The 13,010-nt window shown below is 39.3% G+C and carries 16 protein-coding genes; 9 read left to right on the top strand and 7 right to left on the bottom strand.

What is annotated here, in order from left to right; translation table 11 throughout:
* On the top strand, nt 1–1,422 hold a 1,422-nt coding region (locus ACR2F7_RS03260), incomplete at its 5' end, for an NAD(P)H-hydrate dehydratase (protein WP_432712163.1).
* On the opposite strand, the gene lipA is transcribed toward ACR2F7_RS03260, so the two are convergent.
* Nucleotides 1,419–2,297: a lipoyl synthase gene (gene lipA, locus ACR2F7_RS03265; protein WP_432712164.1), complete on the bottom strand. Its 879-nt coding sequence runs from the start codon at nt 2,295–2,297 to the stop codon at nt 1,419–1,421. The two genes, ACR2F7_RS03260 and lipA, sit on opposite strands and share 4 nt — an antisense overlap.
* A gap of 92 nt (nt 2,298–2,389) precedes the next feature.
* Here lipA and ACR2F7_RS03270 point away from each other — a divergent pair, with 92 nt between their 5' ends.
* Nucleotides 2,390–2,794, top strand: coding sequence for an OsmC family protein (locus ACR2F7_RS03270; protein WP_432712165.1), 405 nt, complete (start codon nt 2,390–2,392; stop codon nt 2,792–2,794).
* On the opposite strand, the gene ytxJ is transcribed toward ACR2F7_RS03270, so the two are convergent.
* From ytxJ to ACR2F7_RS03285, 3 genes are all read right to left on the bottom strand, one after another.
* Nucleotides 2,784–3,116: a bacillithiol system redox-active protein YtxJ gene (gene ytxJ, locus ACR2F7_RS03275; RefSeq protein WP_432712166.1), complete on the bottom strand. Its 333-nt coding sequence runs from the start codon at nt 3,114–3,116 to the stop codon at nt 2,784–2,786. The genes ACR2F7_RS03270 and ytxJ overlap by 11 nt on opposite strands.
* A gap of 16 nt (nt 3,117–3,132) precedes the next feature.
* Nucleotides 3,133–3,624: a 6,7-dimethyl-8-ribityllumazine synthase gene (ribH, locus tag ACR2F7_RS03280; RefSeq protein WP_432712167.1), complete on the bottom strand. Its 492-nt coding sequence runs from the start codon at nt 3,622–3,624 to the stop codon at nt 3,133–3,135.
* 73 nt (nt 3,625–3,697) lie between these two features.
* Nucleotides 3,698–4,366 carry a tetratricopeptide repeat protein gene (locus ACR2F7_RS03285; protein WP_432712168.1) on the bottom strand — a complete coding sequence of 223 codons (669 nt, stop codon included), beginning with the start codon at nt 4,364–4,366 and terminating at the stop codon, nt 3,698–3,700.
* A gap of 127 nt (nt 4,367–4,493) precedes the next feature.
* Here ACR2F7_RS03285 and recF point away from each other — a divergent pair, with 127 nt between their 5' ends.
* Together recF and ACR2F7_RS03295 are read left to right on the top strand one after the other, a co-directional pair.
* A complete protein-coding gene (gene recF / locus ACR2F7_RS03290) occupies nt 4,494–5,597 on the top strand; it encodes a DNA replication/repair protein RecF (protein WP_432712169.1) in 1,104 nt (367 codons plus the stop codon).
* Nucleotides 5,590–5,880 carry a DUF721 domain-containing protein gene (locus tag ACR2F7_RS03295; protein WP_432712170.1) on the top strand — a complete coding sequence of 97 codons (291 nt, stop codon included), beginning with the start codon at nt 5,590–5,592 and terminating at the stop codon, nt 5,878–5,880. The genes recF and ACR2F7_RS03295 overlap by 8 nt, the downstream gene beginning before the upstream one ends.
* Before the next feature lie 3 nt (nt 5,881–5,883).
* On the opposite strand, the gene ACR2F7_RS03300 is transcribed toward ACR2F7_RS03295, so the two are convergent.
* From ACR2F7_RS03300 to ACR2F7_RS03310, 3 genes are all read right to left on the bottom strand, one after another.
* Complete coding sequence (locus ACR2F7_RS03300; RefSeq protein WP_432712171.1) at nt 5,884–6,057, bottom strand: hypothetical protein; 174 nt, start codon at nt 6,055–6,057, stop codon at nt 5,884–5,886.
* Between the two features lie 58 nt (nt 6,058–6,115).
* Nucleotides 6,116–6,850 (bottom strand): FKBP-type peptidyl-prolyl cis-trans isomerase, encoded by a 735-nt coding sequence (locus ACR2F7_RS03305; protein WP_432712172.1) that lies wholly within the window; start codon nt 6,848–6,850, stop codon nt 6,116–6,118.
* A 126-nt stretch (nt 6,851–6,976) separates the two neighbouring features.
* Entirely contained in the window at nt 6,977–7,396 is a 420-nt protein-coding gene (locus ACR2F7_RS03310) for a nucleoside-diphosphate kinase (RefSeq protein WP_432712173.1), read from the bottom strand.
* Nucleotides 7,397–7,504: 108 nt separating this feature from the next.
* Here ACR2F7_RS03310 and ACR2F7_RS03315 point away from each other — a divergent pair, with 108 nt between their 5' ends.
* The 5 genes from ACR2F7_RS03315 to ACR2F7_RS03335 all read left to right on the top strand — a co-directional run bounded on the left by ACR2F7_RS03315 (nt 7,505) and on the right by ACR2F7_RS03335 (nt 12,926).
* Nucleotides 7,505–8,515, top strand: coding sequence for a DHH family phosphoesterase (locus ACR2F7_RS03315; protein WP_432712174.1), 1,011 nt, complete (start codon nt 7,505–7,507; stop codon nt 8,513–8,515).
* A 98-nt stretch (nt 8,516–8,613) separates the two neighbouring features.
* The gene (locus ACR2F7_RS03320; protein WP_432712175.1) at nt 8,614–9,606 is read left to right on the top strand and encodes an FKBP-type peptidyl-prolyl cis-trans isomerase; all 993 of its coding nucleotides are present in this window, start codon (nt 8,614–8,616) and stop codon (nt 9,604–9,606) included.
* A 75-nt stretch (nt 9,607–9,681) separates the two neighbouring features.
* Entirely contained in the window at nt 9,682–10,449 is a 768-nt protein-coding gene (locus ACR2F7_RS03325; RefSeq protein ID WP_432712176.1) for a TatD family hydrolase, read from the top strand.
* A 6-nt stretch (nt 10,450–10,455) separates the two neighbouring features.
* Nucleotides 10,456–11,472 carry an asparaginase gene (locus ACR2F7_RS03330; RefSeq protein WP_432712177.1) on the top strand — a complete coding sequence of 339 codons (1,017 nt, stop codon included), beginning with the start codon at nt 10,456–10,458 and terminating at the stop codon, nt 11,470–11,472.
* A 77-nt stretch (nt 11,473–11,549) separates the two neighbouring features.
* A complete protein-coding gene (locus ACR2F7_RS03335; protein WP_432712178.1) occupies nt 11,550–12,926 on the top strand; it encodes an MBL fold metallo-hydrolase in 1,377 nt (458 codons plus the stop codon).
* Nucleotides 12,927–13,010 lie beyond the last annotated feature (84 nt).

The following is a 13,010-nucleotide window of genomic DNA, read 5'->3' on the forward strand; positions in this document are numbered from 1 at the left end:
ATTTCTTCTATTGATTTAATGGAAAGAGCAGCTGAAGCATTTGTTGCCGCCTTTTTGCGTGATGAATTAAAAAAGGACATTTCCATCACTATTTTTTGTGGTAAAGGAAATAATGGGGGAGATGGATTAGCTATTGGGCGCTTATTACTCCATAAGGGCTACAAACAAATAAAGCTGATTGTCGCTGATTTTAATGATAAACAAAGCAACGATTATTTAACTAATCTACAGCGCTTGCAAGATCTTCCTCTTGAAGTTGAACACATCAATGAGCCTGAGGTTATCAAAAACCTGAATACAACGATTATCATTGATGCTTTGATAGGTTCAGGCTTAAATAAGCCCCTCACCGGAAAAATGGAAGCGCTGGTTAGTTTGATTAATGGATTAAATAAGGTTGTTTATGCTGTAGATGTGCCTACGGGTTTTTTTACAGAGGGCCAACTACCTCATGAATATAAGGGTGTTGTAGCCTATAAAACCATCTGTTTCCAAAGGCCTAAAATAAATTTCTTCTTTCCTGAATCAGCAAAGGCAACAGAGAAATTTGAAGTAGTCAATATTGGCCTCGATGAAAACTTCATTCAAAATCAAGCTTCCGCATTTAGCCTGATTGAAAATGCGGATATCAAGAACCTCTTCAAGCCTAGGAAAGCTTTTAGTCACAAAGGCACCTACGGTCATGCTTTAATTCTTGCCGGAGAAAAACAAACCATGGGGGCAGCGCTATTAAATGCAAAAGCTTGTCTGTATGCAGGAGCAGGTTTAACTACACTTTGTATCCCTGAAAGTGGTTTAAATACTTTAAATACATCGTTGCCTGAAGTGATGTATGTAGACCGTGAAAGAGTGTTTCAACAGGCGGATAAATATAACGCCATTGCTGTTGGCAGTGGCTTAGGTACATCTCCTGAAGCAAAAGATTTAGTAGAAAAGCTGCTTCATTTGAAGAAAGCGCTGGTTATAGATGCTGATGCTTTAAATCTTTTGGCTAATCATCAAGAACTTCAGGATTTAGTGAGCCCAGGCTCGATATTAACGCCACACCTGAAAGAGTTTGATCATTTATTCGGGAAGCATGACTCCTGGCATGAGCGCTTAATGACAGCACGCAAACAAGCGATGAAGCTCCAAAGTGTAATTGTGTTGAAAAATCAGTATACCTTTATCGTAGCCAGCGATGGAATGGTGTATATTAATCCAACAGGAAATCCTGGAATGGCCCAGGGTGGAATGGGTGATGTTTTAACAGGAATGATTACTGCTTACCTGGCACAAGGGTTAACGCCAGAACACGCTGCGGTGGTCGCCTGTTATTTCCATGGAAAATCTGGCGATGATTTAGCCGTCGATCATTTTAATATGACCGCCTCACAGGTGGCAGAAAATCTACCACTTGTGGTTAGGCATATGTTAGGTTAAAATTCGAATAAGTGTTTTTCAGCATGGTAAGAAGAACGTACCAATGGTCCGCTTTCTACATACCTTAAACCTTTAGCCAAACCTACTTCTTTATATTTTGCAAATTGATCAGGGTGAATCCAGTCAACAACAGGGTGGTGATTGCGTGTTGGCTGTAAGTATTGACCAAGGGTCAAAATATGAACACCATTAGCCACAATATCATCCATTGCTTCAAATACATCTTCTTCGGTTTCTCCTAAACCAAGCATAATACCTGTTTTAGTTCTTACACCGGCTTCAGAAATACGTTTTAAACATTCAAGACTGCGGTCGTATTTAGCCTGGATCCTTACTTGTTTAGTCAGCCTTTTTACAGTTTCCATATTGTGGGAAACCACTTCAGGTTTTTCTGCAAGCACACGCTCTAAATTTGCCCAGATGCCTCTGAAATCAGGAATTAAGGTTTCCAGTGTAGTTTCAGGACTTTCGCGGCGAATAGCCTGTAAAGTTTCAGCCCAAATAATAGAGCCTCCGTCTTTCAAATCATCACGGTCTACAGAAGTAATCACACAATGTTTTACCTGCATTAGCTTTACGGAGTTCGCAACGCGGTTAGGTTCATCAACGTCCACAGCAAGGGGTCTGCCAGTGGCTACTGCACAAAATGAGCAGGAGCGGGTACAGATATTTCCCAAAATCATGAAAGTTGCCGTACCTGCTCCCCAGCATTCGCCCATGTTAGGGCAATTGCCACTTTCGCAAATGGTATGTAACTTATGCGTGTCCACCAAGCTGCGCACTTGAGCATATTCTTTACCTACAGGAAGCTTAACTCTAAGCCAATCTGGTTTACGTGGTTTTTGGTTTGCTGAAACAACCGGAAGTTCGATCATGGCACAAAGTTAAGCAATAGGATTGAATTGTGCTTGTTGCTGGTTGATATCCCAAAAAATTAATGGTAATCTTGTAGTCAAAAAACAATGATATGGCAACTTCAAGAATAACTTACAACGGTGGTTTAAGAACAACTTCTATACATGAACGCTCAGGAAACGAAATTATAACCGATGCTCCACTAGATAACAAGGGCAAAGGAGAAGCATTTTCACCAACAGATTTATTGGCAACATCATTAGGAAACTGCATGCTGACCATCATTGGCATCGCGGCAAATGAACATGGTTTTAACATTGATGGCACTACCTGCGAAATTACCAAGGTGATGACTGAAAACCCAAGACGGGTGTCTGAAATTGTCGTTAATTTTCAATTCCCTGCCAATGAATACACCGACAAGGATAAAAAGATTATTGAAAGATCAGCAAATACCTGTCCTGTAGCTTACAGTATTCACCCTGATATTACAAAGACTATAACTTTTAATTACTAATAACTTCGGCTACCTCTTCTGCAGAAATATCGCCGTGGGAAGCATCAAGAATACATTCGCCATCTTTGATTAATAAGATCTGCGGAGATTCATGGTGCACCTGAAAAGTTTCAGCTATCTGCGCAGAAATGTCGCGATAGCTGATTAAATCTAAAAAGTAAAGTTTGGTACCTTCAGGAATTGCATCCCAATCCATCTCAAATCTTCTTTTGGCCATCATACTCACCGAGCAACGGGTGCTGTGTTTGAAAATCAGGCTATAACCTTCTTGTTGTTTGATTTCGGAAATCTCTGCAACATCCGTAATTTTTTTCCACTCCATGGTTTTCTTTTTTAAATTATAACGTGGCGGCAAGGTCAGCCATTTTAATAGCAGTGATAGCAGCTTCATCGCCTTTATTGCCATGTTTGCCACCTGCACGGTCTATCGCTTGCTGCTGGTCGTTGGTGGTCAGTACACCAAATATTACCGGTTTACTGTGTTTAATACCAACATTTGTAATGCCCTGGGCCACGGCATCGCATATAAAGTCGAAATGCTTGGTGTCTCCCTGGATCACACATCCCAGACAAATAACAGCATCGAGGTGTGGATGTTTGCTTAAAATTATTTCTGCTGCCCCGGTAAGTTCAAAACTACCTGGTACGGCTACCGACAGAATGTTTTCTTCTTTAACGCCATATTGCTGTAAGGTTGCTAACGCACCGTTGTACAATGCGCCGGTTACTTCTGCATTCCATTCTGCAACGGCAATTGCGAAATGATAAGGACTGCCATCAGGAACGGTGGTGTGAGAGAAGTCTGACAGGTTTTTTAGTTGTGTTGCCATGTGATAAAGATAAGGATTGCCTACAAAAAAGGCTAACCTTTAGGGTTAGCCTCCATAAATATTTTAGGAATTGTTATTTAATTTGTGCTTCAGCGCGTGCTATATAAGCATCAATCATAGCCGCTTCCTGACTAGAAGGATATTCAGTGATGATTTTTGAATAGGCATCTTTAGCCGCTTTAAAATCTTTCAATTGCTCATAAACTAAACCTAGTTTTTTAAGGAACATTGGCGAAGTAAATTTGTTGCTCGCTTTATCTGCAGCTTTCTTGTAATAAGTAGCAGCTTGTTTATAGTCTTTCAATTCGCTATAAGCATCGCCCAATAAGCCTAAAGCTAATGGATCTGCAACAGGACTGCCGGTTTCTGCATACTTACCCAAAGCTTCTGTCGCTTTTTTGTATTCACCTTTACGTAAATATATACCACCTAAATATAGGTTTGCTAAGTTTGCTGATTTTGTATTGGCATACTCATCTGCAATCTGCTCAAAGCCTGGGTAGCCACCATCGCCGTTTAAGGCTTTGTTCGCTAAAGAGTCAACACCTAAGTATTGTTCTGCTTTATACATTTTTGCTGAAGCTTCTTGAGCTCTGTCTTTTAAATAGACATTTTGATACCATACATAAATACCAATCAATACCACTATTGCACCTATAATGAATAACAGGCTTTTTGAGTTCTCTTGTACAAAAGAACCTTTTTTAACAGGGTTGTTTATTTCTTTTTCTGCTGTGGACATTTTATTTTTAAAGTATTAAGGATTGCAAAAATACATTTTTCAACGAAAGTATCAACTCCTTTTTCCAGTATTTAATTAAAGTTTAGTGATTTAACGTTGTTAAAGGGTAACTTTGTTGTTGTAAGCTATGTGGTTAAAAAATATTACCCTTTTAAATTTCAAGAATTATGCTGATGCTGATGTCAGTTTTTCACAATCAGTCAACGCATTTATAGGCAATAACGGGGGTGGAAAGACAAATCTGCTCGATGCCATTCATTACCTGTGTTTATGTAAAGGGTATTTTAACCCTATTGACAGTCAGCAGATTAAAACAGGAGAAGATCTTTTTTTAATTCAGGGTGATTTCAATCGCCAGGAAAAAAATGAAAAGATTACCTGCGGGGTGAAAAGAAATCAGAAAAAACAATTTAAGCGGAATAAAAAAGAATACGACAAGCTTGCCGATCATATCGGTTTATTTCCTGTGGTGATGATTTCTCCATATGATATTAATATCATTATGGAAGGTAGTGAAGAAAGACGTCGTTTTATGGATAATGTAATTTCCCAAACCGATGCCCGTTACCTGGATGAGCTGATTATCTATAACCGTCATTTGCTCAACCGCAATGCGCTGCTTAAACAAATTGCCATAACCCGTAAATACGACCCTGAACTACTGCATATTTTTGATGAACAACTGGTGGCTTCGGGTAACAGATTGTTTAATAAACGCACGGAGTTCATGGAGGAATTTATTCCTTTATTTAATAACTATTATTCCTTCATTACCGACGACCGCGAAGTGGTTTCTTTGGTCTATGCTTCGCAATTAAAGGATGCCTCTTTTGAGCAGCTGCTCACACAATCATCAGAAAAAGATAAAGCACTGGAAAGAACAACCATGGGCATTCATAAGGATGACTTGTTGTTTACCTTGGCAGATATGCCTTTGAAGAAGTTTGGCTCCCAGGGGCAGCAGAAATCTTTTCTGATTGCACTTAAACTCGCCCAGTATGCTTACCTGCAAAAATATAAAGGTTTCAAGCCCTTATTGTTGTTAGATGATATTTTTGACAAGCTCGATGACCACCGTATGCATAAACTGATGGAAATGGTGTCGCATCATGATTTTGGCCAAATTTTTATGACAGATACCGGCAGAGAAAGAGTGTTAAATATTTTCAATAGCATTAAAGTTCCTGTAACTTTGTTCGAAGTAAATAACGGAGCTGTAAATCATGCGTAAACCTAACGATATTACCCTAAAAGAAGGTATCAATAAAATGTTATCTGTCTATAAATTAAGAGGACGTTTTGATCAGACTTCAGTAGTGGCCTTATGGCCTGAAGTAATGGGCAAGGCTATTGCCAACAGGACCACGCAGATTTATGTTGCACACCAAAAACTCTTTGTGAGAATTGAATCTTCGGTCATTAAAAATGAGCTTTTAATGGTAAGAACCGGTATCATCCAAAAATTGAATGAAAGAACCGGTTCTGAAGTCATTACGGATATTGTATTTTTGTAAGGCTTAACTTCTGCCTCCAAATATTTTTCTGATTATCCAAATAATAATGGCGAGTACAATCACCACTATGATGATTCCTGACCATACTCCTGCTTTGAAAATGCCTTCAATAGCAGCACAGCTGGTTAGGGTTGTGGTTAAGAAAGCCACCATGGCGATAGGGAGATACTTTTTCATATGCGTTATTTTTGTTTTCATTATAACAACGAGTGGGTGAAATGGTTTGTTAAGGATGTTATTTACCCGCTATAGAAATTAATTCAATCTCAAAAATAAGGTTGCTATAAGCAGGTATTTCCGGTCCTGGAGAACGCTCGCCATAGGCTAATTCATAAGGGATGAAGAACTTAAACTTAGATCCCTTTTGCATTAATTGCAATCCTTCTGTCCAGCCTGTAATTACGCCCGTTACCCCAAACGAAGTAGGCTCACCTCTTTTATAAGAATTGTCGAACTCTGTTCCATTAAGTAACGTGCCCGTATAATGTACGGTAACCCTGTCTGCCGCAGTGGCTTTTTCTCCACTTCCTGCTTTTAATACCTGGTACTGTAAACCACTGGCTGTAGTAATAACCCCCGGAACTTTTTTGTTCTTCTCAAAAAATGCAGCTCCTTCTGCCAGGGCAGCAGCATATTTTTTCTTCCCCGCTTCCCTGAATAAACTAGAGATGGCATTTTGTGAGGCATCCATATCAAGCATTGGTGTCTGGTTATTAAAGGCATCCTTCAATCCTTTAACCATTAAATCGTAATTGAGTGTAGTTAACTCGTTAGTTTTTAAATTAGTAGCCATCATTAAACCAAAGGCATAACTGGCAGAATCAAGTCCGTTGGTCAAAGTTTGTACCTTAGCTTTTACGGGGATAGCTTGTTTTTTTACAGTTGCTTTCACCGGAGTGGCTGCTTTTTTTTGCGCCATGGCTCCAAAAGCGAAGAATGAAAGTGATAAGGCGATAAAAGTTTTTTTCATTTGGTTGTTTATTTTAGGGAAGATCAAGCTTTTAATGAGTTTCATTTATAGGCTTATTATTTTTTATACTCAAAAAAATAAGCACCTTTTAAGGGGTGCTTATTTTTAAATGAGATAAGGGTTTAATTAAAAACGCTCCTCAGCAGTGAAAAAGAAGTCACCTTCAATTTGTGCATTTTCGTCTGAATCTGAACCATGAATCACGTTAGCATCAATTGATGTGGCATATTTCTGACGGATAGTACCTTCTTCTGCTTTTGTAGGGTCAGTAGCACCAATTAATTTTCTGAAATCTTCAATTGCATTTTCTTTTTCTAAAATGGCAGCTACAATAGGCCCGGAAGACATAAAGCTTACTAAATCATTGTAAAAAGGACGTTCTTTGTGGATCTCATAAAACTTTCCAGCTTTTTCAGGAGTCAGTTTAGTGTATTTTAAAGCAATGATTTTGAAACCTGCAGCAGTGATGTCATTAATAATTGCACCGATATGACCATTAGCAACGCCATCAGGCTTGATCATTGTAAAAGTTCTGTTTGTAGCCATTTTTTATTTATATTTTTTTGCAAAATTACATATTAAACCCTTAATATTAAAGCTTGAAATAATAGGAGCGACAATTCATCATTAAATTGTTAGCTTTGTGCCAAATATATGCTATCTCTTTCTGAACTTAAATCTTTGCTGGCAACGCCGCAAAAAATTGTAATTACAACACACCATAAACCAGATGGTGATGCAATGGGATCTTCATTGGGTCTGTATGCTTATTTGATCCAAAAAGGGCATCATGTTAAAGTGATTACGCCTACAGATTACCCTTATTTTTTACATTGGTTGCCCAACAATTCTGATGTTATTATCTATACAGAAGAAAAAGAAAAAGCAGAGGCTTTAGTAGCCGAAGCTGCGCTTATTTTCTGTCTTGACTTTAACACCCTGAGCAGAATCAATGAATTGGGTGAAGTGATCCGCATGGCAGCAGGCTATAAACTGATGATCGATCACCACCTGGATCCGGAAGATTTCGATGATTACAGACACTGGAACATCAACGCCTGTGCAGCAGCGCAACTAGTTTACGATTTTATCGTCAACGAATTGGAAGATGGTGCATTCATGAGCAAAGATATTGCTACCTGTCTTTATACAGGTATCATGACTGATTCTGGCTCTTTCCGTTTCCCTTCTGCCACTTCTGACGTTTACCGCATAGGGGCAGATTTGATAGATGCAGGTGCTGAACACTGGAGGATTCACCAATTGGTATACGATAATGCCACAGAAAACCGTTTACGTTTCTTAGGACATTGTTTGTCAAATAAGCTGGAGGTCATTAAAGATTTAAATACAGCTATCATTACGGTTACTGCTGAGGAATTGAAACATTACAATATCGTTACAGGCGATACAGAGGGTATAGTTAACTATGCATTGTCAGTAAATGGCATCAGGTTGGCTGCTTTCATCATTGAAAGAAAAGATAGGGTTAAACTATCTTTACGCTCCACAGGCGATTTTCCTGCCAATGAAATCTGTAGAAAATACTTTAATGGTGGTGGACATAGAAATGCTGCAGGCGGCGCTTCTGATAAGGGGCTGAACGAAACTGTAGCCTACTTTAAATCTATTCTGCCAGAATATAAAACGCAATTGTTGCTTTAAAATATTGAATACCGTAAGGTTTCAAAACAATAAATAAATTAACCAAAATAAGATTCCACGAGGGTCTTAACTAACATTTAAAAAAGACAAATAACGCAATGAAAAAAAGTCTAGTAATTATTTTTGCAGCTACGCTTGCTTTAGCCGCTTGTAACAACTACAAAAAGGGACCAGGTGGTTTAATGTATACTATACATAAATCAGAAGGAAAAGAAAAAATTAAAGAAGGTGATATCATCAAATTGAACTTTATTCAGAAAAATGAAAAAGATTCAATCATGGCTAATACCTACGATTTAGAGCAACCACAAGTATTTCCAGTAGGAAAAAAAATGTACGCTGGTGACATGAATGATGTTCTTTACCTTTTCGGTGAAGGTGATAGCGCTACTTTCAAGTTAGATCTTGATACGATGGCTAAACATTCTGGTCAGCCAAAACCTGAAGCACTTAAAAACGATAAATACTTAATCTTTACCGTTAAAGTTGAAACAGTACTTCACAAAGATCCAAAAGAAGCTGATTCTGTATTTCAAAACAAAGCCAGAGATTTCTTCCAGAAAGATTACCAGGCTTCAATTGCAAAACACAAAGCTTCTGAAGATGGAAAAATTAAAAAATACATCGCTGATAACAACCTTAAAGTTCAAACTACGGCTTCTGGTTTACAGTATGTAATTTCTAACCCAGGTTCTGCACAAAAACCTGTAGTTGGTGATACCATCATGGTCAACTACACTGGTAAATTAGCAACTAAAAAAACTGACGGAAAAGATAATATCTTCGACACAAGTGATGCTAAAAAAGCAAAAGAAGCGGGTAAATTTAACGCACAAGCGCAATATGGTCCACGTGCATTTGCTTTAGGTCAGGCAATTCCAGGTTTTGACGAAGGTTTACAATTATTAGGTAAAGGTGGTAAAGCTACTTTCATCATTCCTTCTAAATTAGGCTATGGCGAAAATGGTATGCCTCAAGGTGGTATCAATCCTTTCACTCCATTAGTGTTTGAAGTGGAATTAACGGATATCAAAAAACCAGTTGCTGCACCTGCAACGGCTCCGGTAGCTACTGCTCCTGTAAAAAAATAAGTATAAAACATTAAAATAAACATTAAAACCTGTTCAATTCGTTGAACAGGTTTTTTTTATGGATAACTTTACCGCATGCTTTTAACTGACACCCATACTCACCTTTATTATGAAAGGGATGAACTGAAACAGGCTCAACTGATGCAGCGCTGTTTTGATCAGAAGGTAAATCGCCTGTTTTTACCAAATGTTGATCTAGCTTCTGTTGCCATGATTGATGAGCTGGTTAGTCGTTATCCGGAAAACTGTTTTGCCATGGCAGGCCTTCACCCTTGTGATGTTAAGGAAGATTTTCAACAGCTGCTTGATGCTATTTACAGCACCATTGCAGGAAGAAAAATAGTAGCCATTGGAGAGATAGGTATAGATCTGTACTGGGATAAAACTACCCTGGATCTGCAAAAGGATGCTTTTCACCAACAAATAGCCTGGGCAAAGAAATTAAACCTGCCCATTGTGATCCATTGCCGCGAAGCTTTTGATGAGGTGTTTGAAGTTTTAGAGGCTGAAAGAGGTGATCAGCTGCGAGGTATTTTACATTGTTTTACAGGAAATCTCGACCATGCACTGCAGGCGATAGACCTGGGCTTTTACCTGGGCATAGGCGGGGTGGTAACCTATAAAAAGGCTGGTTTAGATGAGGTGTTAAAACATGTGCCTTTAGAACATCTGGTTCTTGAAACCGATTCACCATACCTTGCACCTGTGCCTTTCCGTGGTAAACCAAATGAAAGCAGTTACCTGGTTCATGTAGCTAATAAGCTAGCCGAGATATATGCGCTTCCTTTGGAAGAAATTGCAGCCATCACTACAGAGAATTCCCGGAAGATTTTTTTAGTTTAGCAGCACATGACAAAAATTCTCATCATCTACACTGGTGGTACAATAGGGATGGTTAATGATGCGCAAACAGGGATGCTCATTCCTTTTGATTTCAAACAAATCCGGCAGAATGTGCCAGAAATGGCCAGGTTGAATTATGACCTTGAAGTTCATTCTTTCGATCCCATCCTTGATTCTTCCAATATGCATCCTGATGTATGGACTAAACTGGCCGGAATCATCGAAAGCCGCTATGATGAATTTGATGGATTTGTCATCCTTCATGGTTCTGACACCATGGCTTACACGGCCTCCGCTTTAAGCTTTATGCTAGAAAATCTGGCCAAGCCTGTGGTATTTACCGGTTCGCAATTGCCTATCGGTGAAATCAGAACGGATGCTAAAGAAAACCTGATTACGGCACTGGAAATTGCCGCCACAAAAAAGCATGGCAAAGCCATGGTTCCTGAAGTGTGTATTTATTTTGATTACCAGCTTTTTAGAGGTAACCGTGCTATTAAATACAATGCAAAGAATTTTGAAGCCTTCCGAACGCCAAATTATCATGTATTGGCTGAAGCTGGTGTTCACCTTACTTTTTTCAATAATTATATCCAAAAAGCTTCTTTAGGTCCTTTAATTGTCCATTCTAATTTTAATGCCAATATTGGGGTGTTAAAAATGTACCCCGGCATAACGGCACAGGCCGTAAAAGCCATTACTTGTGCACCTGTTGATGCCATTATTATTGAAACTTTTGGTGCGGGCAATACCACTACCGATTGTTGGTTTATTGAGAGTTTGGAGCAAGCCATTCAGGCTGGAAAAATAATTGTCGACATCTCACAATGCCAGGTGGGCTCGGTTGAATTGGGTAAATATGAAACCAGTAGAAAACTCCAGGATATGGGTGTCATTAGTGGTTATGACATGACTTTCGAGGCCGCAGTCACTAAATTAATGTACCTGATGGGTTTAAATATTCCTGGGCCACAAATAGCACAATTAATGTCACAATCACTTCGTGGTGAGCTAACTGCCTAATAAAAATAGTGTATTTTCGCTTTTAGGGCCTATGTTATCTGATAATAAGCTTATTTTTGTGCCTTAATAGAGATGCAATGAAGATAGAACAAATTTACACCGGATGCCTCGCCGAGGCTGCTTATTATATTGAAAGTAAGGGTGAAGCTGCCATTATCGATCCGCTGAGAGAGGTAGAATCTTATCTTAAGAAAGCAGAGAAAGACAACGCTACTATTAAATATATTTTTGAAACCCACTTTCATGCAGACTTTGTGTCCGGTCATATCGACCTGGCGCAGAAATCTGGTGCTAAAATTATATATGGCCCTACAGCCGACACAACTTTTGAGTCTTACATTGCTGTAGATCATGAGGTCTTTCAACTAGGAGAGATAACCATTACCGCTTTACATACCCCTGGACATACACCAGAATCTACTACCTATTTACTTAAAGATAAAGACGGCAAACCTTATTGTATTTTTAGCGGCGACACACTATTTATTGGTGATGTGGGCAGACCAGATTTAGCCCAGCAGGGCGCGCTGACCATGGAAGACATGGCCGCTACCTTATATGATTCCCTTCACAGTAAAATTCTTAACCTTCCAGACGAGGTGTTGGTTTATCCGGCACACGGTGCAGGCTCTGCCTGTGGCAAACACATGAGTAAGGAAACTTTTGATACCCTGGGTAACCAGAAGCAGGTTAATTATGCCCTGAAGGCAGAAACTAAAGAACAGTTTGTTAAAGAAGTAACGGAAGGTATTTTGCCGCCACCTCAATATTTCGCTAAAAATGCATCTCTGAATAAACATGGTTACATCAGCGTAGACCAGGTTTATGAGAAAGGCTTAAACCCTTTGTCGCCAGAAGATTTTGAAGACCTGGCCAACCAAACCCACGCACTTTTGCTTGATACCCGTGATCCACAGGTTTTTGGTGATGCCTTTATTCCATCATCAGTAAACATTGGCTTAAACGGGCAATTTGCCCCATGGGTAGGTTCTTTGATTACAGATATGCACCAGCCTATTTTATTAATTGTAGAAGAAGGCAAGGAGCAGGAAGCCCTTACCCGTTTAGCAAGGGTAGGTTACGATAATACCATCGGTTACTTAAAAGGTGGTATACAGGCATGGAAAGCTGCAGGAAAAGACCTTGAAAGTATTCAATCCATTTCCGCTGCTGCTTTTGCAGCTACTTTACAGGAGCAACCTGCGCTGAATGTTTTGGATGTGCGTAAACCTGGTGAATTTGAAACCGAGCATTTTAACTATGCCCACAGCAAGCCATTAGATTATATCAATGACTGGACAACTGATGTTAAACCGCAGGAGACTTATTATATCCACTGTGCCGGAGGCTACCGCTCTATGATCGCCGCTTCCATTCTAAAGGCCCGTGGCGTAGATAAGGTTATCAACATTGCTGGTGGTTATGCCGCAATGAAGAACAATGCTATTTTATAAAGGAATTAATTTTATGTTTGTGAACAACATTACACCTGCATGCCGGGAATAAATCAGATTAAGCAACCTATAAAAGCCGATATT

The organism is Pedobacter sp. (assembly GCF_045628745.1).
Lineage (GTDB): Bacteria > Bacteroidota > Bacteroidia > Sphingobacteriales > Sphingobacteriaceae > Pedobacter.

Bases quoted from the DNA above. Each gene is read 5' to 3' on its own strand.
- ACR2F7_RS03295 (WP_432712170.1), top strand. From the start codon at position 5,590: ATGCGTAAACCTAACGATATTACCCTAAAAGAAGGTATCAATAAAATG.
- ACR2F7_RS03335 (WP_432712178.1), top strand. From the start codon at position 11,550: ATGAAGATAGAACAAATTTACACCGGATGCCTCGCCGAGGCTGCTTAT.
- ACR2F7_RS03300 (WP_432712171.1), bottom strand. From the start codon at position 6,057: ATGAAAAAGTATCTCCCTATCGCCATGGTGGCTTTCTTAACCACAACC.
- ACR2F7_RS03315 (WP_432712174.1), top strand. From the start codon at position 7,505: ATGCTATCTCTTTCTGAACTTAAATCTTTGCTGGCAACGCCGCAAAAA.
- ACR2F7_RS03310 (WP_432712173.1), bottom strand. From the start codon at position 7,396: ATGGCTACAAACAGAACTTTTACAATGATCAAGCCTGATGGCGTTGCT.
- ribH (WP_432712167.1), bottom strand. From the start codon at position 3,624: ATGGCAACACAACTAAAAAACCTGTCAGACTTCTCTCACACCACCGTT.
- ACR2F7_RS03285 (WP_432712168.1), bottom strand. From the start codon at position 4,366: ATGTCCACAGCAGAAAAAGAAATAAACAACCCTGTTAAAAAAGGTTCT.
- lipA (WP_432712164.1), bottom strand. From the start codon at position 2,297: ATGATCGAACTTCCGGTTGTTTCAGCAAACCAAAAACCACGTAAACCA.
- ACR2F7_RS03305 (WP_432712172.1), bottom strand. From the start codon at position 6,850: ATGAAAAAAACTTTTATCGCCTTATCACTTTCATTCTTCGCTTTTGGA.
- ACR2F7_RS03330 (WP_432712177.1), top strand. From the start codon at position 10,456: ATGACAAAAATTCTCATCATCTACACTGGTGGTACAATAGGGATGGTT.
- ACR2F7_RS03270 (WP_432712165.1), top strand. From the start codon at position 2,390: ATGGCAACTTCAAGAATAACTTACAACGGTGGTTTAAGAACAACTTCT.
- ACR2F7_RS03320 (WP_432712175.1), top strand. From the start codon at position 8,614: ATGAAAAAAAGTCTAGTAATTATTTTTGCAGCTACGCTTGCTTTAGCC.
- ytxJ (WP_432712166.1), bottom strand. From the start codon at position 3,116: ATGGAGTGGAAAAAAATTACGGATGTTGCAGAGATTTCCGAAATCAAA.
- recF (WP_432712169.1), top strand. From the start codon at position 4,494: ATGTGGTTAAAAAATATTACCCTTTTAAATTTCAAGAATTATGCTGAT.
- ACR2F7_RS03325 (WP_432712176.1), top strand. From the start codon at position 9,682: ATGCTTTTAACTGACACCCATACTCACCTTTATTATGAAAGGGATGAA.